This is a genomic window from Marinobacter halophilus (genome assembly GCF_003007685.1).
In the GTDB taxonomy this organism is placed as follows: domain Bacteria; phylum Pseudomonadota; class Gammaproteobacteria; order Pseudomonadales; family Oleiphilaceae; genus Marinobacter; species Marinobacter halophilus.
Genome location: NZ_PXNN01000011.1, coordinates 606,226 through 631,510 on the forward strand (window position 1 = coordinate 606,226; position 25,285 = coordinate 631,510).

Annotated in this window: 22 protein-coding genes and 1 pseudogene; 8 read left to right on the forward strand and 15 right to left on the reverse strand. The window is 57.2% G+C overall.

From position 1 onward, the window contains the following. Positions 1-35: 35 nt before the first annotated feature. From C7H08_RS09205 to C7H08_RS09215, 5 genes and pseudogenes are all read right to left on the reverse strand, one after another. The gene (locus C7H08_RS09205) at positions 36-2,780 is read right to left on the reverse strand and encodes a cation-translocating P-type ATPase (RefSeq protein WP_106671422.1); all 2,745 of its coding nucleotides are present in this window, start codon (positions 2,778-2,780) and stop codon (positions 36-38) included. A gap of 163 nt (positions 2,781-2,943) precedes the next feature. Further along, positions 2,944-4,269: an alkaline phosphatase D family protein gene (locus C7H08_RS09210; protein ID WP_373284904.1), complete on the reverse strand. Its 1,326-nt coding sequence runs from the start codon at positions 4,267-4,269 to the stop codon at positions 2,944-2,946. A 36-nt stretch (positions 4,270-4,305) separates the two neighbouring features. Further along, positions 4,306-4,443 (reverse strand): annotated as a pseudogene (locus C7H08_RS18540) (PhoD-like phosphatase N-terminal domain-containing protein); the annotation flags it as partial. Continuing rightward, positions 4,434-4,502 carry a twin-arginine translocation signal domain-containing protein gene (locus C7H08_RS18545; protein WP_107524644.1) on the reverse strand — a complete coding sequence of 23 codons (69 nt, stop codon included), beginning with the start codon at positions 4,500-4,502 and terminating at the stop codon, positions 4,434-4,436. The pseudogene C7H08_RS18540 and the gene C7H08_RS18545, both read right to left, overlap by 10 nt. 219 nt (positions 4,503-4,721) lie before the next feature. Further along, positions 4,722-5,333, reverse strand: a complete 612-nt coding sequence (locus tag C7H08_RS09215) for a Yip1 family protein (RefSeq protein WP_106671424.1) — start codon at positions 5,331-5,333, stop codon at positions 4,722-4,724. A 247-nt stretch (positions 5,334-5,580) separates the two neighbouring features. Between C7H08_RS09215 and C7H08_RS09220 the strand changes: the two genes are divergently transcribed. Then, on the forward strand, positions 5,581-6,384 hold the full coding sequence (locus C7H08_RS09220; RefSeq protein WP_106671425.1) for a dienelactone hydrolase family protein: 804 nt from the start codon (positions 5,581-5,583) through the stop codon (positions 6,382-6,384). Positions 6,385-6,455: 71 nt separating this feature from the next. Here C7H08_RS09220 and C7H08_RS09225 read toward each other — a convergent pair whose 3' ends face one another. The 5 genes from C7H08_RS09225 to cysZ form a co-directional block, all read right to left on the reverse strand. Continuing rightward, positions 6,456-6,662: a cold-shock protein gene (locus C7H08_RS09225; RefSeq protein ID WP_044389091.1), complete on the reverse strand. Its 207-nt coding sequence runs from the start codon at positions 6,660-6,662 to the stop codon at positions 6,456-6,458. A 261-nt stretch (positions 6,663-6,923) separates the two neighbouring features. Further along, positions 6,924-7,304: a fluoride efflux transporter CrcB gene (gene crcB, locus C7H08_RS09230; protein ID WP_106671426.1), complete on the reverse strand. Its 381-nt coding sequence runs from the start codon at positions 7,302-7,304 to the stop codon at positions 6,924-6,926. Positions 7,305-7,318: 14 nt separating this feature from the next. Continuing rightward, positions 7,319-9,766, reverse strand: a complete 2,448-nt coding sequence (locus tag C7H08_RS09235; RefSeq protein ID WP_188445195.1) for an acyl-CoA dehydrogenase — start codon at positions 9,764-9,766, stop codon at positions 7,319-7,321. Positions 9,767-9,900: 134 nt separating this feature from the next. Further along, positions 9,901-12,762 carry an RNA polymerase-associated protein RapA gene (gene rapA, locus C7H08_RS09240; RefSeq protein WP_106671428.1) on the reverse strand — a complete coding sequence of 954 codons (2,862 nt, stop codon included), beginning with the start codon at positions 12,760-12,762 and terminating at the stop codon, positions 9,901-9,903. An 18-nt stretch (positions 12,763-12,780) separates the two neighbouring features. Beyond that, positions 12,781-13,530 carry a sulfate transporter CysZ gene (gene cysZ, locus C7H08_RS09245; protein ID WP_106671429.1) on the reverse strand — a complete coding sequence of 250 codons (750 nt, stop codon included), beginning with the start codon at positions 13,528-13,530 and terminating at the stop codon, positions 12,781-12,783. Positions 13,531-13,625: 95 nt separating this feature from the next. Here cysZ and C7H08_RS09250 point away from each other — a divergent pair, with 95 nt between their 5' ends. From C7H08_RS09250 to C7H08_RS09275, 6 genes are all read left to right on the forward strand, one after another. Beyond that, positions 13,626-14,030 (forward strand): VanZ family protein, encoded by a 405-nt coding sequence (locus C7H08_RS09250; protein ID WP_106671430.1) that lies wholly within the window; start codon positions 13,626-13,628, stop codon positions 14,028-14,030. A gap of 609 nt (positions 14,031-14,639) precedes the next feature. Beyond that, positions 14,640-15,743: a tRNA 2-selenouridine(34) synthase MnmH gene (gene mnmH, locus C7H08_RS09255; protein ID WP_106671431.1), complete on the forward strand. Its 1,104-nt coding sequence runs from the start codon at positions 14,640-14,642 to the stop codon at positions 15,741-15,743. A gap of 29 nt (positions 15,744-15,772) precedes the next feature. Beyond that, positions 15,773-16,606 (forward strand): mechanosensitive ion channel family protein, encoded by an 834-nt coding sequence (locus C7H08_RS09260; RefSeq protein WP_106671432.1) that lies wholly within the window; start codon positions 15,773-15,775, stop codon positions 16,604-16,606. A gap of 172 nt (positions 16,607-16,778) precedes the next feature. Continuing rightward, on the forward strand, positions 16,779-17,336 hold the full coding sequence (locus C7H08_RS09265; RefSeq protein ID WP_106671433.1) for an aminoacyl-tRNA deacylase: 558 nt from the start codon (positions 16,779-16,781) through the stop codon (positions 17,334-17,336). Between the two features lie 76 nt (positions 17,337-17,412). Continuing rightward, positions 17,413-18,708 (forward strand): FAD-dependent monooxygenase, encoded by a 1,296-nt coding sequence (locus C7H08_RS09270; RefSeq protein WP_106671434.1) that lies wholly within the window; start codon positions 17,413-17,415, stop codon positions 18,706-18,708. Between the two features lie 39 nt (positions 18,709-18,747). After that, positions 18,748-19,113 (forward strand): histidine triad nucleotide-binding protein, encoded by a 366-nt coding sequence (locus C7H08_RS09275; RefSeq protein ID WP_106671435.1) that lies wholly within the window; start codon positions 18,748-18,750, stop codon positions 19,111-19,113. 48 nt (positions 19,114-19,161) lie between these two features. On the opposite strand, the gene phoU is transcribed toward C7H08_RS09275, so the two are convergent. The 5 genes from phoU to C7H08_RS09300 form a co-directional block, all read right to left on the reverse strand. Beyond that, positions 19,162-19,884 (reverse strand): phosphate signaling complex protein PhoU, encoded by a 723-nt coding sequence (gene phoU, locus C7H08_RS09280; RefSeq protein ID WP_106671436.1) that lies wholly within the window; start codon positions 19,882-19,884, stop codon positions 19,162-19,164. A 32-nt stretch (positions 19,885-19,916) separates the two neighbouring features. Next, positions 19,917-20,807 (reverse strand): phosphate ABC transporter ATP-binding protein PstB, encoded by an 891-nt coding sequence (gene pstB, locus C7H08_RS09285; RefSeq protein ID WP_106671437.1) that lies wholly within the window; start codon positions 20,805-20,807, stop codon positions 19,917-19,919. Positions 20,808-20,817: 10 nt separating this feature from the next. Further along, positions 20,818-22,095 carry a phosphate ABC transporter permease PstA gene (gene pstA, locus C7H08_RS09290; protein WP_106671438.1) on the reverse strand — a complete coding sequence of 426 codons (1,278 nt, stop codon included), beginning with the start codon at positions 22,093-22,095 and terminating at the stop codon, positions 20,818-20,820. Continuing rightward, positions 22,088-23,476: a phosphate ABC transporter permease subunit PstC gene (pstC, locus tag C7H08_RS09295; RefSeq protein WP_106671439.1), complete on the reverse strand. Its 1,389-nt coding sequence runs from the start codon at positions 23,474-23,476 to the stop codon at positions 22,088-22,090. Before pstC ends, pstA begins: the two co-directional genes overlap by 8 nt. A gap of 147 nt (positions 23,477-23,623) precedes the next feature. Then, positions 23,624-24,682 (reverse strand): substrate-binding domain-containing protein, encoded by a 1,059-nt coding sequence (locus tag C7H08_RS09300; RefSeq protein ID WP_106671440.1) that lies wholly within the window; start codon positions 24,680-24,682, stop codon positions 23,624-23,626. 195 nt (positions 24,683-24,877) lie between these two features. Between C7H08_RS09300 and C7H08_RS09305 the strand changes: the two genes are divergently transcribed. Continuing rightward, positions 24,878-25,282, forward strand: a complete 405-nt coding sequence (locus tag C7H08_RS09305; protein WP_106671441.1) for an acyl-CoA thioesterase — start codon at positions 24,878-24,880, stop codon at positions 25,280-25,282. The last annotated feature ends 3 nt before the right edge of the window (positions 25,283-25,285 follow it).

Below are 25,285 nucleotides of genomic sequence, written 5' to 3' on the forward strand. Positions count from 1 at the left end.
CGTAAACCCCGATGGACGGACGCTCCGGCTGCGTACTATGGGGCCGGAGCTTTGACCTTTTTAACCCCATTGCGAATCGCCGTTTCCAGCTCCAGCAATACCAGCACCGCAACCCCGGCCAGCGTCGCAAAAATCAATGACTCAACCGTTAAGGCAGCGGTTCCGAAGGTGGCGTGGAACCAGGGCGTGTAAGTGAACAGCAACTGCAAGCCGATGACCGCAGCTACCGCCAGTAATACAATCGGTGTTCCCAACACCCCTCTCAAGGTAATCGAGGGCGTGTCCAGATAGCGCACCGCAAACAGGTAGAATACTTCCATGGCCACCAGCGTATTGACTGCCAGAGTGCCGGCCATCGCGGCATTATCGTAGCGATGCATGGCCCAAAACCAGGCACCAAAAATACCGATCAGGAACAACAGCGACACAAACGCGACCCGCCAGACCACAAAACCCTGCAACAAGGACTCGTCCTTGGCACGGGGCGGCTGCTTCATCACCCCCGGCTCTGGTGGCTCGAACGCCAGGGTCATCGCCAACACCACCGAGCTGACCATATTGACCCAGAGAATCTGCAACGCAGAAATCGGCAGGGTCAGACCCAGCAACAGCGCCGTCACCAGGCTGACCGACTCGCCACCGTTGATGGGTAACAAGAAGGCAATGGCTTTGCGCAGGTTGGCGTAGACCGTTCGCCCTTCGCGAACTGCCGCCGCGATACTGGCAAAATTATCATCCAGCAACACCATCGACGACGCCTCCCGGGCCGCCTCGGAGCCTTTCACCCCCATGGCAATTCCGACATCGGCCCGCTTGAGTGCCGGCGCATCGTTCACGCCATCACCGGTCATGGCCACCACACCGTGCAGGGCCTGCAACGCCTGCACCAGGCGCAACTTGTGCTCTGGGCTGGTGCGGGCAAACACGTCCACCTCACCCACCAGCTCTTTGAGCTGCTCATCGCTCAGTTCATCCAGCTCCTTGCCGGTCAGTACCCGCTCACTTTTGCGCAAGCCCAGTTTACGAGCGATGGCGCCGGCGGTCAGGGCATGATCGCCGGTGATCATCTTTACTCGGATACCGGCATTATGGCAGTCTTCAATCGCCCGGATCGCTTCCTGCCGGGGCGGGTCCAACAGCCCGACCACTCCCAGCAGTTCGGCACCCTGTTCAAGATCCTCGACCACCAGCGACCGGGCACCCCCTGCCATGGGTTTGCGGGCAATCGCCAACACCCGCAACCCCTCGGACGCCATCTCGGTGATCGTAGCCTCCCAGACCTTGTGATCCATGGTGACGGTGTCGCCAGCCGCGGTTACTTCCTGAGTGCACATATCGAGAATACGTTCCGGCGCCCCCTTCAGATAGGCGACGTCGTGGCCGTGATGATCGTGATGGAGCGTCGCCATGAATCGAATGCGGGTATCGAAGGGGATCTCGTCGACTCTCGGCCAGTCACCACTGCTGGCGTCAATATCAAACTCTGCTTTGCGGGCGAAGACTTTGAGTGCGGCCTCCATGGGATCACCGTGAATCACGGATGCGCCATCCCGGTTACTGATGCTGGCGTCGTTGCACAGGGCGGAGGCCCTGGCCATTTCCGCCAGTAAAACCGACTCCGCTACCGGCTGGCCCTTCTGGCAGACCATGCCTTCAAAGCTGTAGCCTTCCCCGGTGACCTCAAACCTCTGACCACCGGCAACCAATGCCGTAACCATCATCTCGTTGCGGGTCAAGGTTCCGGTTTTATCCGAACAGATCACCGACACGGCACCGAGGGTTTCAATCACCGGCATCCGGCGCACCACCGCCTTGCGCTTGGCCATCTGGCGCACGCCAATGGCCAGGGTGATGGTCAGAATGGCCGGCAAGCCTTCGGGGATGGCCGCCACAGTCAGGCCAACCACCGCCATGAACAGCTCCCGGAATTCCAGACCACTGAACGCCAGACCACCGAAGAAAATGGCAATTCCGGCCAGAATCACAATGATCGACAGAATGCGGGCAAACCGGTCCATCTGCTCGAGCAACGGCGTTTTCAGGGTGGTGGTGGTTGCCAGCAATCCGGAAATGCGACCGATTTCGGATTGGGCGCCAGTACGAACCACCACCCCCCGGCCAGTGCCGGTGGCCACCATGGTGCCGGAGAACGCCATACTGACCTGGTCCCCCAGCGCCACACCGGGGTCAACCGGCTCGGTGGTCTTATCCACCGCCTCGGACTCGCCGGTCAGAATTGCTTCTTCAATCTTCAGGTTGTGACATTTCTCCAGACGTATATCCGCCGGCACCCGGTCACCCGGCTCCAGCAGCACCGTATCCCCGGGCACCAAGCCCGCGGCATCCACCTGATGCTGACCATCCTCCCGCACCACCCGGGCCTTGGGCGCCAGCATGTGCCTAATCGCCGACAACGCCTGCTCAGCCTTGCCTTCCTGGATAAAGCCAACCAGCGTCTGGATAACCACCACCGCGAGGATGACGCCGGCATCCACCCAGTGGCCAAGAGCCGCGGTGATCACCACGGCGGTCATCAACACGTAAATCAGAAAGTTCTTGAGCTGACGACCCAGACGCGCCAATGGCCCGGATCGGCTGGTTTCAGGTAATTGGTTGGGGCCGTAGCTGGCCAGGCGCGCCGTCACCTCCGCATCGGTAAGCGGACCGGCCGCCTCAAGCTGCTCGCGAGCGCCGGAGAAATCCAGCGCATGCCAGTCGGCGTCGGTGGGCGCTGGCGGGTGATCGGTATCTTGGGATGTCACGGAGGATTGTCTGGGCATAGCCTGCTCCCTGCAAACGGACTGCCATCTACTACATAGCAAATTTGAATAACTGCCTATGCCCCAGGTCAATCGTGCTGCAAACACCTTGAGGTAGTGCGATTATTTATCATCACATTAACCGGCAACCGAACCCGGGGCAATGCCCGGGCTAAACTCGATATCACCCCACAGCAGGCTCCAGACTACGATTGCCGGCACCGGGCCGCACTCGTTTAGACATTCCAGCCTGGGTATCGACCTCGTATTCCCGGCTTTTTACCGTATCCAGGAAATACCAGTCTGCACGGGCTTCATTTGGCGTGAAAGTAACCAGCATATAGCCTCTCTGGCTGATGTTGAGGTACTCCAGGTCATCAACTAACAACCCGATGCCTTGCTCAGCGTCCGGAATCAACGCGTCCGGCAGCCCCAGGTACCCTTCCAGGCCCGGCGAGGTGACCGAGGCGGTGGCAAACTCCACACCTACCTGATTACCATCCTTGTCTTTCAGGTTGTTCGCCCAGGCATTGTGGGTATCGCCGGCCAACACCACCAGATTCTTGTTCAGTTGCCTGGCGGTCCCCAGCACCACTTCTCTCTCGAACTGATAACCATCCCAGGCATCCAGGTTGTAGGGTGCAGACAACTCAAGCCTGGCCCGCTCCTGGTCGGTGACGGTCGGGTCTCCCTGCAAGATTCTGCCTTTGATCATGGCCAGTTCGGCCAGCGCCTGTGGCAAATCATCAAGCTTTTGCGTGGCGATGGCCATCAACAGCTCCGCCGGCAGATTCATTCGTCCCATCAGTACCTGCTGACCCAGCACCTGCCAGGTGGCAGCACTTGAGCCCAGGGCAGTCTGCAGCCACAACTGCTGCTCGGCGCCCAGCAAGGTGCGATTGGCGTCAGACACGTCAGCAGTGAACTGGGCAACGTTGAGGCCGCCTTCTCCCAGATAATCCATGTAGTCCAGCTGCTGGTCCCGACCAATGATCCGGGTATCCAGCATGTGCAGATCCACCAGATCACCAAACCGGAAACTCCGGTAAATCGTTTCATGACTGCCTTCAATCACCGGTCGGATCGGCATCCATTCAAAAAAGGCACGAAACGCTGCGATCTTGCGCTCGGTGAAGTCGCCGTCACCCTGATCGGGGTTGTGGTTCTCGGCACCGTTTAACCAGGTATCGTTGGCCACTTCGTGATCATCCCAGACCACGATGAACGGCAGTTTTTGATGCAGTTGCTGAAGGTCGACGTCGTTGCGGTAGATATCGTACCGGCGTCGATAATCGGTCAGCGTGATCAACTCGAGATTGTTATCTTCCGGGAAAGTGCGCCCCAGAGCCTCTGCATCAGCGGCGGCATAACTGGTGCTGTCGCTGCTGTATTCGTAGAGGTAATCGCCAAGGTGCACAACCGCATCCAAGCCCTCCTGAGCGGCCACTTGCTTGTAGACGTTGAAGTACCCGGCCGGATAGTTAGAGCAGGACACCACCGCCAATTTCACCCGATCAACACTGCCATCGGGAAGGGTGCGGGTTATCCCAACCGGAGACGTCTTGTTTGCGGAACGGAACCGGTAGTAATACATTTCGCCGGCATTCAGGCCCTGCGCGTCCACCTTGATAGTGAAGTCATGCGGTTCAGACGCGTCCGCGGTGCCCGATTGAATCAGCCGGGTAAAGTCCGCATCCCCATCGCGGATGCCTTCAGAAAATCCCTGCGTGAAAGTCTTGCCATGATTGTCCCCTGTTTGGTTTATTGCTCTTTTGTCCTGCCAGCCCTGACCGTGCGAACAGGCGACAGCTCTTTAGAAGCTAGACTGCGGACATGAAGAACACGTTGCCGGATTGCGACAGGTCTGTGGCAAATGCCGACAACCAGGGGAAACTTTAGAATTCGGTCACAAAAAAGGGGGCCAAAGCCCCCTTTTTTTATGTCTTCAGGTGTTATCGATCGTCACCCGCTGACAAACACCGGGCCAACGCCCAGGTTCCAGATAATGACGGAACCGACCCGCGTTGAGACCAGAATCACCAAGGCGACCGTGAGCAACGCTCCGGCGTACATCACCGCCTGATCTTTCTCGATACCCATGACAATGGGCAGGCCGTCAAACATCAGCCAGGCGCCGTAGCAAGCCGCGACCAAAAACACCAAAGCATTGAACCAGGGCACCGGGTACAGCAACGCAAAACCCGCCAGGAACAGCGGCGTGCAAGAGTAGGCCGCCAACGCCATACCATTAGAAGGAACAGCCTCTTCTTTTGCACCGTAGGTTTTTGCCATCCAATTAATGGCATAACCCAAAGCAAAAACACCCACAAGCATGGCAAGGTAAGTCAGCACACTTAGCTGAATGGCACTGATTTCGGTTAATTTGATCAACCTCTCGTTGCCTGCAGACCAACCAAAATGCGCGGTTGAAATATAGGCACAGATCGGTGCGATAGCCGCCAGAATAACAACGTAGGCTACGTATAGCCTGGTTGGATGCTGACGTTCTTTCTTTATGGATGCCCACTCTTGGTCCGGGTGAGTAAAAAGACCAAACGCGTGTGACAGGAGCATAGACCACCCCCTCGTTATTGATGTTATTGGTATGGGTGGATACGGCGCCCAAACAAGTTCGGACTTCAAACCGTTCCTATCCTTTACTATAGTCAAGAATAGTCAGGTTAACAGGCCCGGCTGATGTTATTTTTTTCAGTAATCCGATTCGTTCAGATCATTTGGTTCTTTAAGATGCATTCATCGGATCGGTTTTACTCGTCGTATTGCAAGGAACCTTCAACCCCCACACGGAGTGGAACACACCATGATTTCAATCAAAACGACCGCACGCGCCACCGCGCTGACCCTTGCCGTCTCAGGTGCCAGTGCTCAGGCTGAACTGCAAACCGAAACAATCACTTACGAAGTTAACGGACAGTCGTTCAGTGGCTATCTGGCCTGGGATGATGAAAACGAAGGCAAACGACCGGGCGTGCTCGTGGTCCATGAATGGTGGGGCCACAACGCGTTCGCAAGAGAACAGGCGGAGAAATTGGCTGCGTCTGGTTATACCGCCTTTGCCCTGGACATGTACGGTGACGGCAAGCTGGCTGAGCACCCGGATACCGCTCAGGAATTCATGCAGGAAGCCACCAAAGACATGGACCAGGTCAAGGCCCGGTTCCTGAAGGCAAAAGAGATCCTGCAGAATCATGAGAGCGTTAACGCTGACAAGATCGCAGCTCAGGGTTACTGCTTCGGCGGCGCGATTGTGTTGAACATGGCGCGGCTGGGTGTCGATCTGGATGGCGTGGTCAGCTATCACGGCGCCCTGGCCAGTCCGATTCAGGCCGAGGCAGGCAAGGTGAAGGCGAGAGTTCAGGTTTACACCGGTGGCGCCGACCCCATGGTGCCAAAAGAGCAAGTGACCAGCCTGGTCGCAGAAATGCAAAATGCGGACGTGGACCTTATGCTGCTCAGCTTCCCGGGGGCCACCCACTCGTTTACCAATCCCGGTGCCGATGAGGTGGCTGAACAGTTCGGGATGCCCATTGCCTATGATGAACAGGCCGCTATGCGCTCCTGGGACGGCACTCTGCGTTTCTATGAGGAAATATTCGCGGACTGATAGAGTCCTTCACATACGCAAAAAGGCAGCCGAAGCTGCCTTTTTCGATGTTCCTGAACCTTTAGAAAGGTTTACAGAGGAACAACGTTCTCTGCCTGAGGACCTTTCTGGCCCTGAGTTACAGTGAACTCGACCTGTTGGCCTTCGGCCAGAGTCTTGAAACCAGAGCCTTGGATGGCGCTGTAGTGAACGAATACGTCCGGGCCGCCTTCACGAGTGATAAAGCCGAAACCTTTAGCTTCGTTGAAGAACTTAACAGTACCGGTAGTAGTAGACATACGTAAACTTCCTGAAATCAATCATATTATCTGCCGCCAGGCACCTTATGGTGTTGGTCGGCGTTTAGCGGAAAAACTGAACTCGCGGAATCAAAAACAGGACGGTCACTACTAACTGCGGAGTACGTCTTATTCATGAACTGCTGTGCTAATCTTTCCTACGAAAACCACTCTACTCTGGAATTCCCGGCTTGCCAAGGGCAATTTCAAGATTTTATGTAGGTAGTGATACCCAGGGCCGCAAAGGCGTTCAGGTACTGCTTAAGCCTTGATCAGACTGAACATGTAGAACCCCAAAGCCGTCATCAGCAGTGACCCGATCACATGGGCCAGAATCCCGGTAATGGCCATTGCCCACTTGCCTTCCTGCAAGGCTGCGAACATTTCCAGCGAGAAAGTCGAGAAGGTGGTCAGGGCACCGCACAGGCCGGTAATGGCAAACAACCGCCATTCAGGCGCCAGAGCACTGTTCTGGGTGAAGAAGCCAATCAGCAGGCCCACTAACCATCCGCCACTGAGATTAGCCACCAGAGTGCCCCAGGGAATGGCGTGGTAGCTGGCGTTAAGCCAGAGCCCGAGTGCCCAACGCAGGTTGGCGCCGATCACGGCGCCAACACTGACAGCAACAAAGGATAACCACATCCTTGCCGACTCCGTCAGGCGGGGTTGTGGTCAATCAGCGAGTCTTTGTTGCGGGCAAACTCATCGAACGGGAAGTCGTCCACGGTCAGCATTTCCAGCACAACCTGTTCATACTGACGCATGAAGTCAGCTTCTTCCTTGCTGAATATGCCTGCGGACAGTGCCGCCTCAAAGCGCTCCTCCGGATGCAGCGCCGTCATGGGCAACTCACCCTTGGCGTAAGCCTTGTTCGCTTTACGGTACAATTGTTCGGCCTTGTCGTTGTCCTTGAGCAACCCGTTATAGCGGGCCACCGGGTTTTCGACGATGCCTTCACCATCGGTGGTCCAGGCCCCCGCCATCAGCTTGGTACGAATTGGCGTGTCGGTCGAGATAGAACGAGCCAGCTTGCGCGCCAGATCATCGTGGGGCGCGTCCCAATGGCGACCCAGTGGCAGCGTGATGACACGCAGCACCATCGCTACCGGGCGATTGGGCAGGTTCTGCAGAAATTCATCCAGCGCCTGCTCGGTGCGATGCAGCAAAAACGCAAGGCTGTACTGCATCAGTTCTTTCTCGCCCTCTACCGGCTGGGTCTCGTGCCAGTTTTTCAGCACCATCGACGCCAGATACAGGTTCGACAACATGTCACCCAGGCGAGCGGAAATCAGCTCACGCATCTTCAGTTCACCACCCAGGGTGGCCATCGCCGCATCGGCACACAGGCCAAAAGCAGAACTGAACCGGGCCAGAGCCTGCGCGTAATTGCGGGAGGCACTGTCGAACGGCACGTCCGCCTTGCCAATACTCAGTGCCTGAGTGAAGGCACGGGCAGCGTTACCGAAAATCAGGCCGGCGTGGCCGAAGAAGGCCTCATCGAACGCCTTGAGATCGTCGTTATCCTTGGCGGCCAGCTCTTTCAGCACGTAGGGATGGCAGCGAATCGCGCCCTGGCCGAAGATCATCAGGCTGCGGGTCATGATGTTGGCACCTTCAACGGTGATCGACACCGCCGAACCGCTGTAACCAATACCCAAATAATTGCGGGGGCCCAGGGTGACGGCCTTACCACCGTGCACATCCATGGCATCCGTCAATATGTCACGGGAGAACTCGGTCAGGTGGTACTTGAGAATCGCCGACGGTACCGCCGGCTTTTCGCCCTTGTCGATCATGTTGGCGGTGTGGTTAACCGCCGCCAGGGTGATGTAAGTCTTGGCCGCAATCCGGGCCAGCGGTGCCTGCACGCCTTCCATCTCAGCCACCGGGGTGTTGAACTGACGACGGACTCGGGTGAAACCACCCGCAGTACCGACCGCATAGGCTGCGCCACCGGCTGCCCCAGACGGCAAGGTAATGCAACGGCCTACCGACAGGCACTCAACCAGCATACGCCAGCCCTGACCAGCCATTTCCTGGCCACCGATAAGGTAATCCATCGGTATGAACACATCCTTGCCTTTGATCGGGCCATTCATGAACGGCGTGCCAATCGGGCAATGACGACGACCGATTTCCATGCCGTCGGTGTCGCGCGGGATCAGCGCACAGGTGATGCCGTAATCTTCGGTGTCGCCCAGCAGACCGTCCGGGTCAAACATGCGGAACGCCAGGCCAACCACGGTGGCCACCGGCGCCAGAGTAATCCAGCGCTTCTCGAAATTGAGGCGGATACCCAACACTTCTTTACCGTCCACTTCCTGCTTGCACACGATACCGGTGTCGGGCAGTGAGGTGGCATCGGAGCCGGCGCGGGGCCCGGTCAGGCCGAAACAGGGAATTTCACGACCATCGGCCAGCCTCGGCAGATAGTATTTTTTCTGCTCTTCGGTACCGTACTTGACCAACAGCTCACCAGGTCCCAGGGAGTTTGGCACGCCAACGGTTACCATCAGCATTTCATTAGCGGACAACTTTTGCAGCACCGCGGTCTGAGCCTTGGCCGAGAAGCCAAGACCACCATATTCCTCCGGAATGATCATGCCAAAGAACTTTTCTTTCTTGAGCAGATCCCAGAGTTCTTTCGGGAGATCGGCACGCTCGACCGCCACATCCCAGGCGTTGCACATGGAAATGGCCTGGGTGCACTGGTTGTCGACGAACGACTGTTCAGCATCACTCAACCCGGTATGGCGGTTGATCAGCAGGTTGTGCCAATCTGGCCGACCGGTGAACAGCTCACCATCCCATCCCACTGTTCCGGCTTCCAGGGCGACCTTTTCAGTTTCCGACACCTTCGGCGCCACTTTCTTGAACATGGCGAACACACGGGGTGTCAGCCAGTTGATCCGGAACTGTGGCAAACCGGCAACCGCGGTCAGCGCCGCACCAATAAACAACAACAGCGCCAGCCAGCCCGACGCCATAAACAGCGATAATACGCCAACCACAACCATCACACCGATGGCGGGCTTGGCACCCGATTCGCGGCGCAGCACAAACAACAGGCCGGCCAGTGCTACCAGAAACAGAATCAACGTCATCACAGGATCTCTCTGTCTTCCATGGATTTGAGCCTTTGGATAATAACCAAAGTCTTATAACAGTTCGTTACGTTCAACTTACTCTATCAGATGGCATCTTGCCAGATCGCCGCCTGTTCCCGGCCGTTACCGACTCAGGAAGTGACGATCACCCGTATACCCTCGAGCGCCAGGCTGGCATGACCCACCGCCTCTCTGGCTGCGTTTAACTGACCGCGCAGGTAGGCGATTTCTTCGTCACGGATGGCCGGGTTCACCCGCTGCAAAGCCTCCAGCCGGCGAACCTCCGGCACAAAACCGGCTTCAACCTGCGCCAGAGCCCTTTCCTGCAACGATGACAGATGCGGCGCCGCCAGTTGCTCAACGTGCTCCACCATGGTTTCCACTTCGGTGCGAATGCGTGGCACGATGGCCTGCGCGGTGCGACGACGAATGTTGGAACACAGCTCGTTCAGTCGATCATGAGGCAAGGCATTGGTCAGATCACGGCCATTGACATCGACCACCAGCCGCAGCGGTGAGACTGGCAGGTATCGAGTTAACTGCAGGCTCTCCGGCGCCGGACAATGCACGGCGAACAGGGCTTCAAGTAACAGCGTACCCGCCGGCAGAGCTTTCACGGACAGATTGGCCAGCGCCGCCTTACCCAGCCCGGAACTGGTCACCGAATCCATGATGCCGGTCACCATCGGGTGCTCCCAACTCATGAACGCCATGTCTTCGCGCTGCAGCGCCTGCTCCCGTTCCCAGGTCACGGTAAGCCCGTCTTCCGGCAGTTCCGCCACATGGCCGGCCTGATACTGCTCTCCGGGCTTGAGCACATCGGCGTGATCGCTGTGGTCTTCAATATCAACACCCAGAATATCAAACGCCTGCACCATATAATCACGCACCTGGGCCGAACTTTCCTCCTGTTCAATACTCGCAATCAAGGCGTCAGCCTCGTCCCGGCGGCAGGAGTTCAGTTCAATCAGCGCGTCCCGACCGTTATGCAGCAGGGTTTTCAGGCGCCCGGTTTCTTCTGCACTGGCCGCCAGCAAAGGCTCCAGCACCGTGGCATCGCCATCCAGTGCCTGTTGCCATTGCTCACTGACCTGCTCGTGCACAGCCACGCCCACCGCGCAGCTTTCAGCGAACGCGTTCAGACCGTCCTGAAACCAGCGGTACTGGACTTCCTGACTGGTGCCCTGCAAATAAGGAATATGAACGCAGATGGATTCGGTCTGACCAATTCGGTCGAGCCGGCCGATGCGCTGCTCCAGCAAGTCCGGATTGGCAGGCAGATCAAACAGCACCAGATGATGGGCAAACTGGAAATTGCGACCTTCGCTGCCGATTTCTGAACAGATCAGCGCTTGGGCACCCTGCTCACTGTCGGCAAAATAGGCGGCTGCCCGATCCCGTTCCACCAGGCTCAGGTGTTCATGAAAAGCCGCACTGCGAATGCCGGCACGCAGTTGCAGATAACGCTCCAGGGCCATGGCGGTATCAGCGCGGGCACAGATCACCACTACCTTGGCCGGGCGCAGGCCGGTCAGTTTTTTCTCCAGCCAGGCCACCCGGGGGTCTTCAGCCAGCCACCGTTCTTCGTCCGCCGACTGCTCCGGCGCAAGGCCGAGGTTCCCGTAGCGCGCTGCGTCATAAAGTGGCGGGCATGGCAGTGGTTCCGGCAGCGGTTGCCGGGCCGGGAACCCCTGAATCGCCGCCCGGGTGTTGCGGAACAGCACGCGGCCAGTACCATGGCGATCCAGCAAGGCATCAATCACCGCCTGATGGGCATCCTCCCGGGCCAACAGCTCATCCAGCTCATCGCCCAGCCAGTTGGCGAGCGCGGCCTGATCGTCCGCGCTGATACTGTCCGGCGTGTCGAGCAATCGGCGCACCACCTTATTAATCGATTCATACTGCTGCTCTTCCTGCCGGAAGGCTTCCAGATCGTGAAAGCGGGCCGGGTCCAGCAGGCGCAAGCGCGCGAAGTGGCTGGCCACACCCACCTGCTCCGGCGTGGCGGTCAGCAATAACAGGCCTTTGCTGGCCGCAGATAAGCTTTCAACCACATCGTATTCCGGACTGATCTGTTCCGGCGACCAGGCCAGGTGGTGCGCTTCGTCCACCACCATCAGGTCCCAACCGGCTGACAGCGCATCGTTCCGGGCCTGCTCACTGCGCACCAGAAAATCCAGACTGCACAGCACCAGTTGATCGGCCTCGAACGGGTTAACCCGGTCGTCGTCACCGAAGATGTGATTCATCAGGGCATCCACATCGTTTTCCTGAGCCTTGATGTCGTCGTAGCGGCTCTGGTCAACAATCGAAAAGCGCAGATTGAACCGGCGCAGCATCTCTACCAGCCACTGATGAATCAGCGAATCCGGAACCACAATCAAGGCACGGCGGGCGCGGCCGGTGTGCAACTGGTAATGTAGAATCAGGCCGGCCTCAATGGTTTTGCCCAGGCCCACTTCGTCAGCCAGCAACACCCGGGGCGCATGGCGGCGGGCCACCTCTTGGGCAATATAAAGCTGGTGCGGCAAATGCTGAGTGCGGGCACCAATCAGCCCTTGAGCGGGCGACGCCCGCAGCCGGTCCAGGTGCTGTAAGGTCGACACCCGCAGGCGAAAAGCGCCGTTGCGATCAAACTGGCCAGCAAACAGGCGCTGATGAGGGGCCGAAAAGTTCACCGAACCCGCCAGCTTGACCTCGGAAATCTGGTGGATAGTCTCGCCGTCATCAGCGTGGTAAACCAGAACGCCGTTGAGGTCCTCCACCGCGTGCACCACATAATGCTCACCCGCGAAGGTTTCAATGTCCTCGCCCTGCTGATAGATGATGCGGGATAAAGGCGCATTATCGATGGCGTAGGTGCGCTCCTCGTCGGCAGCCGGAAAGCCCAGAGTCACTCTGCGACCCGACACATCGGTCACAATACCCAGGCCCAGAGCGGTATCGCTGTGGCTGACCCAACGCTGACCGATGACAAATTCCGATGTTTCCAAGAAACCTCCGCTAGCACATTACTGTTGAGTTGAATCGTTTTCCCGAACCCAGAAGGCCGTAGCGCCACACACGGCCGCAGGCACCACAATCAAGTTCAGTACCGGCACCATGGCCGCCAGGGCTACCGGCAAACCAAAGCCCATGGCCGACAGGCGACTGGCCGCCAGGTCTTTGCGTAATCGCCCAAAACTGACCTTGTGGTTGTCAGCAGGGTAATCCACGTACTGCAGTGCCATCATCCAGCCGTTAAACAGAATCCACAGCACCGCCGCTACCAGATTGACCACCGGGAGAATACCAAGGATGAACAGTCCGAGTGCCCGGGGCAGGTAATAGGCAATCTTCTGCACTTCGCGCCAGAGCATTCGGGGCGTATCTTTGAGTAATCCCATCCAGCCAGCGTCGCTGACAACCTCCTGGCCCGTCAGATGCTTTTCCGTCAATTCCGCCAGGTAGCCGTAGAACGGCGAACCAATCAGGTTGGCGAGAATGACAAAGCCATAGGCCAGCATCAGCAGAATAACCACGCCGTAGAGCAGCCAGAACAACCAATCGAGCGACTGCAACCAGGCCCAGTCCGGCAGCCAGCCCATGGCGGTTGCGATCATGGCCGAGAACAGCCCGGCCAGATAATAGAACAGCAGCCCGAACAGGATGACATTTAAAACCAGGGGGATGATGACAAATAATCGAAGACCAGGTTGGCGGATTAGCCGAAAGCCTTCACCCAGGTAGCCCAGGCCTCGAAGAAAATTTCCCTTGAGCATTGCTGGTGGCCCTCCGCTGCCATGACAATAACGGGGCGCAAAGCATATCATGTCAGGACAATTCCCACAGCCCGCATCAACACCCGGATGACGTCATGCCCCAGCTTCGGCACATCATTGAAACCCTTCTGCAAATGCGCCGGCTCTGGCAGTCAGCGCTGGTCATATCCGTTGCCGCCATTCTGTATCTTGCCACCACCAGTGCCAGCTACCCGATCCCGGCCGCCGCCAATGACAAGGTCAACCACATCATCGCCTTTATCGAGTTGACCATTGTCACTCGACTGGCCTGGCCACGGCTGAGCGCCTATTGGTATGTGCCCGCGTTGCTTGGCTTCGGCTTTGCCCTTGAAGCCGTTCAGGCGACCCTGCCCTACCGGGACTTTTCCATGGCGGATGTCCTGGCAGACGCCTTCGGCATCGCCGTCGGCATGCTCCCCTGGCCCGGACTACGTGCCGCCCGCCAGGCAGACTTGCGAAATTCGCCCGAATCGTTGTGAGACATCTCTCACATAGCTGTGAGATCTTGTAACTGCGTAGCGTGAGCAGACTCAAAGGTTCACTAATAATTTACGCCCAGCCTTATGATTTTTATAATAAAACTCTAAGCCCGTCAGCTGCGTGTTCAAAATGCCGCGCACAGTTCACACGCCTGTAAAGATAGGTTCGGTATAGTGATCAACGTCAGGGATGACAAGGAAATGGATGACGCAACGGAAGCACCCCCGCACGGATTGTGGGGAGAGGCAAGGACACATGGACGCCTCGCTTAAGGGAATCTAATCGGATCGCTGGCTCGGACGCTGGCACCACGGAGCGGACATAAGGACCGGCAACAAGGCAGTTGCCCGAAGCGCACGGAGGCGCCGACCTGTTCCGAATCTGAACTGCTCAGGATGGCGGTTCAGTACCTGTAAAGGGCGGCCTTAGGGCAGCCCTTTATTTTTTTGTTTCTGTTAATTCCTGCCGCCCAAGCCAGACAGCTGCGCACCTGCTGAAATGTACCCCGTCCTTTCTGACGGTTGCAAAGCCGACAGTGTACTCTTTGGCCCGGGTATCGGCAGTCCGGTATACTGCCGCCTCATCCTGAGTGACAGCGATCCGTTAATATGGCCAGCAGACCCGATACCGATGACTTCCTCCATCTATTTTTGAACGACATTCCGATGATGGACGTGCGAGCACCGGTGGAGTTCGACAAAGGCAGCTTCCCCGGCGCTGAAAATGCGCCCCTGATGAATGATGAGGAACGGCACCGGGTAGGTATCTGTTATAAGGAAAAAGGTCAGGACAAAGCCATCGAGCTTGGCCACCAGCTGGTATCCGGTGACATCAAAGCACAACGGGTTGAAGCCTGGAAGCGATTTGTCGCCCGCCATCCCGAGGGCTATCTGTTCTGCTTTCGGGGCGGCCTTCGTTCACGGCTGACCCAGCAATGGATCAAGGAATCCGGCCTGGATTACCCTCTGATCAAAGGCGGCTACAAAGCGCTGCGCCGTTTTTTGATCGACAGCCTCGATCAGTTGATCGAAAGCCAGCAATTTATTGTGCTGAGCGGCCGCACCGGCACCGGCAAAACCCGTGTATTACTCGACTTGCCCAATCCGGTCGATCTGGAAGGCCTGGCCAATCATCGCGGCTCCAGCTTTGGCCGACAGGTCACACCGCAACCCTCCCAGATTGACTTCGAAAACCGGCTTGCCGTTGCCATGCTCAAAGCACACCACCAAGTCGGCGACCCGATCTATCTGGAAGACGAAAGCCGCCTGATCGGACGCTGCACCCTGCCGGAACGTCTACGTGCGCGCATGGCAGAATCTCCGCTGCTGGTTCTGGAACAGCCGATGGAAGAACGTGTCGCCATCATCCGCGCCGATTACGTCGAAGGCATGCTTGCGGATTACCTCAAACGAGACGGTGAAGAGGCCGGCTGGCTCAACTACCGGGACTATCTGCTCAGCGCCCTGGACAGAATCCGCAAACGGTTGGGCGGCGAGCGTCACCAGCAATTACGGCAGCTGATGGAGCAGGCAATCAATCTGCAACAGTCTTCTGGTCAACTCGACGGCCATCACGCCTGGATCGAATCGCTACTATGTGACTATTATGACCCCATGTACGACTACCAACTGAGCCAGAAACAGGGCAAGATTCTGATGCAAGGCGACCCGAATACTCTTCGGGCGTTTGCCCGAGCCAAACATTCTTTTTAGCGGTTCTAATCAACATGGAGTTCGGTAATATGGAAGATCTATTCAGCGGCAACGAGCAAGCCGCCCAATGGCTGGATCAGGCGGTTGCCCTGGTCATGGCCTACGCCCCGAAGGTCGTGCTGGCGATCATCACACTGGTTGTCGGTCTCTGGCTGATTAACCGGTTCGTTGGAGTTCTCGATAAAAAGCTGGGCGCAAAAGATCCGACGCTGAACAAGTTTCTTTGCGGACTCTTAAACATCATTTTCAAGGTGATGCTGCTGATCTCGGTTGCCTCGATGATCGGCATTGCCACCACCTCATTTATTGCTGTGATCGGTGCCGCCGGCCTGGCCATTGGCCTGGCCTTGCAGGGCAGCCTTGGCAACTTTGCCGGGGGGGTGCTGATCCTGATTTTCAAGCCGTTCAAAGTGGGTGATACCATTGAAGCTCAGGGATTCCTGGGCGCCGTGGCAGAAATCCAGATCCTCTACACGGTAGTGAACACCTTTGATAACCGCCGCATCGTCATTCCCAATGGCAGTTTGTCCAACGACACCCTGGTGAACGTAAGCATCTACGACACACGTCGCTGCGACATGACCTTTGGCATTCACTACGACGACGACATCAACAAGGCCAAGGCTATTCTCCAACGCCTGTTTGATGAAGACGAGCGGTCCCTGAAAGACCCCGCACCACGGATTTGCGTGGGCGCCCTGGGCGAAAGCTCTGTAGACCTGATGTTCCGAGCCTGGGTGGCCACCGACGACCTCTGGCCGTACTACTGGGACATGCAGGAAAAAGTGAAAAAGGCGTTTGACGCCGAAGGTATCACCATCCCGTTCCCGCAGCGGGATGTGCACATGATCAAAACCGAATGATTGGTATCAAAACAACACGCTCAGTAACTCGCATTCTGTGCAACCTCAACTAAGCTGACCAATAATGGCGGTGGGGCTTGCTACAACTGCCTCGCCGCCAGCCCGCCGGTACCGGTCCCGGAGACTCCACCGGGTTCAGTACCGCTGTCATTGCTGGTAGGAGATTGTCACTATGCCGGTACAGCAGTTACAACACTTTCTGGACGAGGCGGGCGTGGAATACATGTGCCTGTCTCACCCCCCTGCCTTTACCGCCCAACAACTGGCTCACCACGTCAAAATCGCCGGTGACCGCGTAGTCAAAACCGTTATTATCGAACTCGATGGCAAGATGGCGATGCTGGTGATGCCCGCTACTTGGCGAATCCACTGGAATCGACTGTCGCGGGTACTGGATACCGACTTCGTCGATCTGGCGGATGAACAGGCGTTTCAGGACCGGTTTCCGGACTGTGAGGTTGGCGCCATGCCCCCGTTCGGCAACTTGTTCGGGATGAGTGTGTACTGCGCCGAAGTGCTGACCACGCAGCCAGAGCTGGCCTTTGCCGCAGGCACCCACACCGAATCCATTCACATGAAAACGTCAGACTTCCTGCAGTCGGTGCAGCCGATGGTGATCGACCGGGGTTTTACCCGGCCAGGCACCCAGAAGCCTGCCTGGTTGATCAAAAGCCGGCGCCGGCCGCAGGCCCGGGAAAGGGCGACCGCCGCCGGAATTGCAGGCTACTGAAGCCCGCAGATTGATCCCGGTCGCTTGTCTGGCACGCGGCATCGCGTAAACTGATGCCATCAGACAGGAACCGGATATGACCCAAGCATTTGACATCATCATCGTTGGCGCCGGCATGGTCGGCGCGGCACTGGCCACCGGCCTTGGCCAGCAAGGCATAAAAGTGTGCCTGATCGATAAGGCAACACCGGCGGACTTCGATCCTCACGCCAGCCCGGACATTCGGGTATCGGCCCTCAGTGCCGGCAGTGAACGCTACCTGCAAAGCCTCGGCGCCTGGCACGCCATTCTGGCCATGCGCGCCACCCCCTATCGCCGGCTGGCGGTCTGGGATGACACCCCACACCCGCTGAGCAAGCTGCTACCAGGCTCCCTGACCGAGGTCGAGTTCAGCGCCACCGACTTGGGCGCAAGCCACCTGGGTCACATTGTGGAAAACAGCATCACTCAGAACGCGCTCTGGCAAACGGTCAAACGGGAACCGGACGTGGCCCTGATGACCGGCCAGGGCATCAACACACTGGATCAAAGCGCCGACCAAGCCACCATTACCCTGGAAGACGGCACCGAGCTGAGTGCACAACTGATTATCGGCGCCGACGGCGCCCTGTCAAAGGTGCGGTCGCTGGCCGGCATTGGCGTTACCCGGGATCAGTACGAACAACAGGCGATGGTGATGTCTATCCGCTATCGTGGCCAACCGGAAGACATTACCTGGCAGGGCTTTTATCCCAGCGGCCCCAGAGCATTCTTACCTTTGCACAGCGCCGGCGACCCGTTCCCTGGCGAAACCTGGGGCTCGCTGGTCTGGTACGACTGCCCCGCCCGCCTGGCGCAGCTCAAAGCCCTGAGTGATGACCAACTGATGGCGGAAATCCGTACCGCCTTCCCGGCCAGACTGCCACAGTTGACCCACATCGACGCCAAAGCCAGTTTCCCGATTGCCCGGCAACACGCCAAACAGTATGTCCTGAACCGCGTGGTGCTGGCCGGTGACGCCGCCCACACCATCAATCCGCTCGCTGGCCAGGGCGTTAACCTTGGCTTTCAGGACGCTCAGTGCCTGCAGGGTCTGATCAAAGAAGCCCGTCGCAGTGGCGATGACCTGGCCAATCCGCGCTGGCTGGCCCAGTATGAACACCAGCGGCGCCCTGCCAACCGGCGCATGATGCTGGCCATGGATCTGTTCTACCACCTGTTCAGTAACCAGATCCCACCGGTGCACCTGGCCCGCAACCTGGGCCTGGGCGCTGCCCGCGCCCTGCCCTTTGCCCGCAACCGGGTCGCCCGTTATGCCATGGGCCTGGATGAGCAACTGCCCCGCCCGGTGCAACAAATTCTCAATCGCCTGCCCGGCCTCAACCGGATCTAGCGGGCCGGTCGTTCATTGAATAACAACCAAGGAGCCATCATGTCTGAAACTCTCTTCACCAAAATCATCAACCGGGAAATCCCGGCCGACATCGTGTACGAAGACGACCTCAGCCTGGCATTCAAAGACATCAACCCCCAGGCCCCGGTGCACCTGCTGATCATCCCGAAAAAAGCCATCGCCACCATCAACGACATCGAAGAGGGCGACCGGGAAGTGGTGGGGCATCTGTATTGGGTAGCCGGAAAACTGGCCCAAGACATGGGCTTTGCCGAGGATGGCTATCGGGTGGTGATGAACTGCGGGGAAAACGCAGGGCAGACGGTGTTTCACATCCACCTGCACCTGCTGGCTGGCAAGCCTTTAGGCTGGCCGCCCTATACCGACAAAATGAAGCAGGCCTGACTGGCGGGGAGGTAAGCGACCACCTCCCCTGATATCAGGCTGCCGAAGTCAGCGACCGACGACTTTCTCGGTTTCTTCCATGGGCGAATGACGAACGTCTTCGCCTTTGGCCATGAAGATCACATGCTCTGCGATGTTGCAGGCGTGGTCGCCAATACGCTCAAGCGCACGCAGCACCCACATCACCATCATGCAACGGCTGATGTTACGAGTATCTTCCATCATGAACGTCAACAGCGCCCGGGCCGCAGCCTGGTACTCTTCATCAACCTGCTTGTCTTCCTTCATGATTCTTAAAGCCTGTTCAGAATCCAGGCGGGCAAACGCATCCAGCGCATCGTGTATCATGCTCATCACATGATTGCCAATATGACGGATTTCTATATAGCCGCGGGGCGCCTGGCCTTCCTCTGACAATTTGATGGCCATCTTCGCAATCTTCTTGGCCTCGTCGCCCATCCGCTCCAGATCGGCCACCATCTTGATCACTGAAATAACCAGTCGAAGATCCCGGGCCGTCGGTTGCCGGCGGGCAATAACCAGAATGGCCTCCTCGTCGAGATCCCTTTCCATCTTGTCGACGATCTTGTCGTTGAGACGAGTTTGCTCAGCCAGTTGACCGTCATTATCCACCAGCGCCTGAATTGCATGTTCCACCTGACTTTCCACCAGACCGCCCATGTTCAGAAACTGGGTTTTCAATTCAGTCAGCTCATCATTGAACTTCTCGGAGATGTGATCTCCGTATACATCGTCTTTTTTATTCGGCATACCTGATATCTCCAATATTCCGGGGGCTGCAATCAACCAAAGCGGCCAGTAATGTAGGATTCGGTTAGCTGATGTTCCGGAGAGGTAAACACTTTGTCCGTCTCATTCACTTCCACCAGGTGCCCCAAATGAAAATACGCCGTGCGACGTGACACTCGAGCTGCCTGCTGCATGGAGTGAGTCACAATCACAATAGTATAACTTTCCGACATTTCCGAAATCAGTTCTTCCACCTTCGCAGTGGCGATGGGGTCAAGTGCTGAGCACGGCTCGTCCATCAAGATCACTTCCGGGCTGACCGCGATGGCTCGCGCAATGCAAAGTCTCTGTTGCTGGCCGCCGGACATTCCGGTCGCGACTGAGTCGAGGCGATCTTTCGCCTCTTCCCACAACCCGGCTTTACGGAGGCTGTTCTCAACGATTTCGTCAAGATCAGACTTGCGGTTGGCCAAGCCATGAATTCGAGGGCCATAGGCGACGTTGTCGTAGATGGATTTCGGAAACGGGTTCGGCTTCTGGAACACCATACCCACCCGGGCGCGAAGCTCGACGACATCTCTCTTGGAATGGTAAACATCCTCGTCATCCAGCAACAGCTGACCTTCAACCCGACAAATGTCGATGCTGTCGTTCATCCGATTCAGGCAACGCAGGAACGTCGATTTACCACAGCCCGAGGGGCCAATAAAGGAAATAACCTCGTTTCGGCCAATATCGAGACTGATGTCTTTTATGGCGCGATCACTGCCGTAGGAAACACTCACGTTACGCAACTTGAACTTGGGATCGTCGACAAACGGCTTGCCAACCGTCCTGCCCTCTTCGATTATCGTGTCCTCTGGCCGGTCTGCGGGCACCGGAATCTCTGCGCCCTGGTCTTGCATGTTGGCTTTTGCGGCAATACTCGGATTCATCGTGTTCATATCATTCTCCTTACCAGCGACGCTCAAGCCGCTTGCGCAGCCAGATCGCCAGTGCGTTCATAATGATCATAAAGGTGAGCAGCACCATGATGGCCGCGGATGCCAACTCTACAAACCCTTGTTCGGAGCTGCTTGCCCAGAGGTAAATCTGTACTGGTAGTACGGTGGCTGAATCTAAAAAGCCGCCCGGAACATCCACGATAAAGGCCACCATGCCTATCAGCAACAGCGGGGCTGTTTCCCCCAAGGCCTGGGCCATACCAATGATGGAACCGGTCAGCATGCCAGGCATCGCCAGCGGCACCACGTGATGAAGCACCACCTGCATCTTGGAGGCGCCGATGCCTTCGGCCGCCTCCCGTATAGAGGGCGGCACGCTCTTGATAGCGGCGCGGCTGGAAATGATGATCGTCGGCAGCGTCATCAGCGCCAACACCATACCCCCCAACACGGGTACCGAACGCGGCATACCAAAGAGGCCAATGAAAACCGCGAGGCCCAACAAACCGAAGATGATCGATGGTACCGCCGCCAGGTTGTTGATGTTGACCTCAATGAAGTCGGTAATCTTGTTCTGGGGCGCGAACTCCTCCAGATAAACCGCTGCCGCAACCCCGACGGGGAACGCAATCGCCAGCGTAACCAGCATCGTCAATAGAGAACCGACGATGGCGCCAAGAACACCGGCGTTGGCAGGTTCCCTGGAGTCACCACGACTGAACAGCACGTCGTTGAAGCTGGTGTCGATGACCCCTTTCTCCAACAGTTCATCCACCCAGCGTTGCTGCTGTTCGGACAGCTTGATACTGTATTGCGAATTGTCCGGATGCTTGACGTACACCGAGACCCGATCATGGGCCGGGAACTCAATCGATTGAGTGGAATTCAGAAGATCCGGTTTCGCGATCAGTAAATCGCGGATTTCGCTGGCCGCATAGGTGCCAATCAAACGTCCCAGCTCACGCTTTTCACCCGCGCTGTCTGCCTCTGGAAAATGCTCCTGCAATGCGGCGATAATCGGCGCTGAAAAATCCGCCATGGACCGCTGATCCGCATCGGTCGGATCATCCAGATACATCAGTTCAGAATCGAGAACCACCTCCAGGGTGATGGTGGTTTTTACGAACCCTGTATGTCCCTTGCCGATAATATCTGCAAACAGGATGAACAGGGACGCAAGTGCAATGAATATTGCGAGAATTCCGTACAGGCGGAATCTGCGCTCCTTGCGGTACCGGCGTTTCAGCGAGTTGCGGACTATCTCCGCCTGAGCACTTTGATCACTCATACTGTTCCCTATACTTCCGGACGATCTTGAGGGCGATCACGTTGAGCAGCAGCGTGACGAGGAACAGCAGCATGCCCAGGGCGAAAGCCGAGAGGGTCTTGGCGCTGTCAAACTCCTGATCACCCACCAGCAACGTTGCAATCTGTACCGTCACTGTGGTTACCGATTCCAGTGGGTTAGCCGTCAGGTTGGCTGCCAGACCTGCTGCCATCACCACGATCATGGTTTCTCCAATGGCGCGGGATGCGGCCAACAGGATGCCACCGATGATGCCGGGCAGAGCTGCCGGAAAAATCACCTTCTTCATGGTTTCCGATTGCGTTGCCCCGAGAGCCAGAGAACCATCCCTCATGGTCTGGGGCACTGCATTGATCACATCGTCCGACAGCGACGATACGAACGGCACAATCATGATGCCCATCACCAGGCCGGCGGCCAGTGCACTCTGGGAAGAAGCTTGCAGGCCCACCATTTCGGCAACGTCACGAATAAACGGCGCGACGGTCAACGCGGCGAAAAAACCATAAACCACGGTGGGAATGCCCGCCAGCATCTCCATCACCGGCTTCGCCGTTGAGCGCACCCGTTTGCTGGCGTATTCGGACAGGTAGATAGCAGATAGCAGGCCAACGGGCACCGCCACCAGCAGGGCAATGGCAGAAATCAACAGGGTGCCGGTGAACAACGGGATTACACCAAAAGCCCCGTCCGAACCCACCTGATCGGCGCGCAAAGCGGTCTGGGGACTCCAGCTGGTGCTGAACAGAAATTCGGATATTGGCACCCGGTTGAAGAAGCGTACCGTTTCGAGAATTACCGAAAATACAATACCCGCCGTAGTTAACACTGCCAATGCCGCGCACACAAAGAAGATGCGGCGAAGGGTGGTCTCAACGTTTAATCTGGCGTTGATATGGGGCGCAACTCGGGTCCACGCAAACCCAGCACCCGCTACGGCGACCAGCAAAACCAGAGCGGCTTTGAAGTTTTCACTCTGGCTTTCCATAGCTTCCAGCACTGATGCTGCCCCGGCGATGTGCTCTGGCACAAACTCAGGATTGAGGTTGCCCGCGGCAACGTTGCTGATCTGGGAGAGAATCAGGCTAGCCTGACCGGGAGATTCGGGCCAGGTGTCCTGAGGCAGAGTGGCAATCACAATGCCCTGGATCACCTTGCCCTCGAAACCGGCCCAGACTGCCAGCACTATCAATGCGGGAATGGCACACCAAAGCGCCGCTCGCGACGCATAGTATACCGGAAGAGCCTTGAGATTACGGATGCCGCCGAGGGGCGCCGCCACCGCCCGGGATCGCATGTACGCGAGGCCATAGGCAACCACGGCAAGAACCAGAACCAGGGGCAGAAGATTGGCCGTCTGCATAACAGTCTCTGTATTAGTGGCTTTAAGTTAGTTGGGCGTCTATTTTGCCAGTTTGCCGCACAAAATGTTCATTCAAATGTAACAAAGAAACGCAGACCTGACGGCCCGCGCTTCTTTGTTGTCATCCATGACATCCCTGACCGAGCTTTACAGTTCGTTACCGGTCATGGAGTTCAGTTCCTTAACATTCTTAGCGATCTTCATGCGCTCATTGCGCGGTGCCGGGATCAGGCCGACATCAATCAGGTAACCGTTGTCACCCCAAGTGCTTTCTTTGGTGAACTCAGCTACGTATTGCTCGATACCCGGAACAACACCTACGTGCGCCTTCTTGACGTAGAACCACAGTGAGCGGGCAATCGGGTATTTGTCACTGGAAATGTTCTCCGGAGTCGGCTCAACAGCGTCAACGGTGACTGCCTGGATCTGGCCGGTATTTTCCATCAGGAAGCTGTAACCGAAGACACCCAGAGTATCCGCATCCTGTGCGAGGCGCTGTACGATCAGGTTGTCGTTTTCGCCGGCTTCAATGAACGGGCCGTCTTCACGCATGCTGTGACACACGCTCTTGAACTTGTTCTCGTTCTCGTCTTCCATCTGGGCGATCATGTCGAACTTTTTGCAACCGCCCTCCATCGCGAGTTCAACGAAAGCGTCGCGGGTGCCTGAAGTGGGTGGCGGACCCATCACGCTGATTTCCAGATCCGGCAGGCTGGAGTCGATCTCGCTCCAGTTGTTGTAAGGATTGGCTACCAGCTTGTCACCACCGTCTGGGTCCGGCACTTCCTTGGCCAGGGCCAGGAACACCTGTTCCAGGCTCAGGTCAAGCTTGTCCGCTTTATTGGATCGAGCAATGACGATACCGTCGGCGCCGATGCGAACCTCGGTAATTTCCTTAACGCCATTTTTCTGGCACATGTCGAACTCGGACTTTTTCATGCGACGAGAGGCGTTAGTGATGTCCGGGTGCTGGGTGCCAACACCTTGGCAAAACAGCTGCAAACCGCCGCCGGAGCCGGTGGACTCAAGCTTCGGTGTCGGGAAATCGGTGTTACGACCAAAACGCTCGGCAACCACGGTGGCGAACGGATAAACTGTAGAGGAACCTACAATGTTGATGGTGTCGCGCGCCATGGCCGGGGAAGACACGGCGGCAATGCTGCCTGCCAGTGCCAGAGTTGTAAGAGCTGTTTTAAGTTTGATCACGTTGAGTCTCCATTTGTCACTTTGACTTTTATGTCGGATTTTCTGCACCGATGGGTGAACAGTAAAGCCCTTGTGTGACAGGTTTATTACAGTCTATGAAATGTAGAACAGTATGTTCATTTTTTCTTGCAGACCGCCGCCAGCCCGTTACCATGCAGGTAAAACAAATCACAAGCTTCTACACGGGCGACTTTGATGACGGCATACGATGACGACAAACCCAAGCCCCGCGGCGAATTGACGCTGCAGATTATTCCGCTTCCCTCAGACACCAACGCCAACGGCGACGTCTTCGCTGGCTGGCTGGTCAAACAGATGGACATTGCGGCGGCCACCATGGCCGGGCGTATTTCCCTTGGGCGCAACGCCACCGTCGCCATGGACCGGATGGAATTTCTGTCACCGTTGCGAGTTGGCTCCCAGGTCAGTTGCTACTGCGAACTGGTGGACATCGGTCGCAGTTCGATGAAGATCAATGTGGAGGTCTGGACGCTGGACCGTACCGCCAAAACCCCCCGGAAGGTGACCGAAGGGCTGTTCGTTTACGTGGCCATTGATGAGCAGGGCCGCATTCGGGAAGTGCCGGCACAAGGCCACTGAGCG

Excerpts from the sequence above, each read along its gene's own strand:
- C7H08_RS09215 (WP_106671424.1), bottom strand. The coding sequence starts at position 5,333 with ATGCTCCTGTCACACGCGTTTGGTCTTTTTACTCACCCGGACCAAGAG.
- C7H08_RS09250 (WP_106671430.1), top strand. The coding sequence starts at position 13,626 with ATGCCCCAGCTTCGGCACATCATTGAAACCCTTCTGCAAATGCGCCGG.
- pstA (WP_106671438.1), bottom strand. The coding sequence starts at position 22,095 with ATGAGTGATCAAAGTGCTCAGGCGGAGATAGTCCGCAACTCGCTGAAA.
- C7H08_RS09225 (WP_044389091.1), bottom strand. The coding sequence starts at position 6,662 with ATGTCTACTACTACCGGTACTGTTAAGTTCTTCAACGAAGCTAAAGGT.
- C7H08_RS09265 (WP_106671433.1), top strand. The coding sequence starts at position 16,779 with ATGCCGGTACAGCAGTTACAACACTTTCTGGACGAGGCGGGCGTGGAA.
- C7H08_RS09270 (WP_106671434.1), top strand. The coding sequence starts at position 17,413 with ATGACCCAAGCATTTGACATCATCATCGTTGGCGCCGGCATGGTCGGC.
- mnmH (WP_106671431.1), top strand. The coding sequence starts at position 14,640 with ATGGCCAGCAGACCCGATACCGATGACTTCCTCCATCTATTTTTGAAC.
- C7H08_RS09260 (WP_106671432.1), top strand. The coding sequence starts at position 15,773 with ATGGAAGATCTATTCAGCGGCAACGAGCAAGCCGCCCAATGGCTGGAT.
- C7H08_RS09275 (WP_106671435.1), top strand. The coding sequence starts at position 18,748 with ATGTCTGAAACTCTCTTCACCAAAATCATCAACCGGGAAATCCCGGCC.
- C7H08_RS09235 (WP_188445195.1), bottom strand. The coding sequence starts at position 9,766 with ATGACGTTGATTCTGTTTCTGGTAGCACTGGCCGGCCTGTTGTTTGTG.
- phoU (WP_106671436.1), bottom strand. The coding sequence starts at position 19,884 with ATGCCGAATAAAAAAGACGATGTATACGGAGATCACATCTCCGAGAAG.
- cysZ (WP_106671429.1), bottom strand. The coding sequence starts at position 13,530 with ATGCTCAAGGGAAATTTTCTTCGAGGCCTGGGCTACCTGGGTGAAGGC.
- pstB (WP_106671437.1), bottom strand. The coding sequence starts at position 20,807 with ATGAACACGATGAATCCGAGTATTGCCGCAAAAGCCAACATGCAAGAC.
- pstC (WP_106671439.1), bottom strand. The coding sequence starts at position 23,476 with ATGCAGACGGCCAATCTTCTGCCCCTGGTTCTGGTTCTTGCCGTGGTT.
- C7H08_RS09205 (WP_106671422.1), bottom strand. The coding sequence starts at position 2,780 with ATGCCCAGACAATCCTCCGTGACATCCCAAGATACCGATCACCCGCCA.
- C7H08_RS09220 (WP_106671425.1), top strand. The coding sequence starts at position 5,581 with ATGATTTCAATCAAAACGACCGCACGCGCCACCGCGCTGACCCTTGCC.
- crcB (WP_106671426.1), bottom strand. The coding sequence starts at position 7,304 with ATGTGGTTATCCTTTGTTGCTGTCAGTGTTGGCGCCGTGATCGGCGCC.
- C7H08_RS09305 (WP_106671441.1), top strand. The coding sequence starts at position 24,878 with ATGACGGCATACGATGACGACAAACCCAAGCCCCGCGGCGAATTGACG.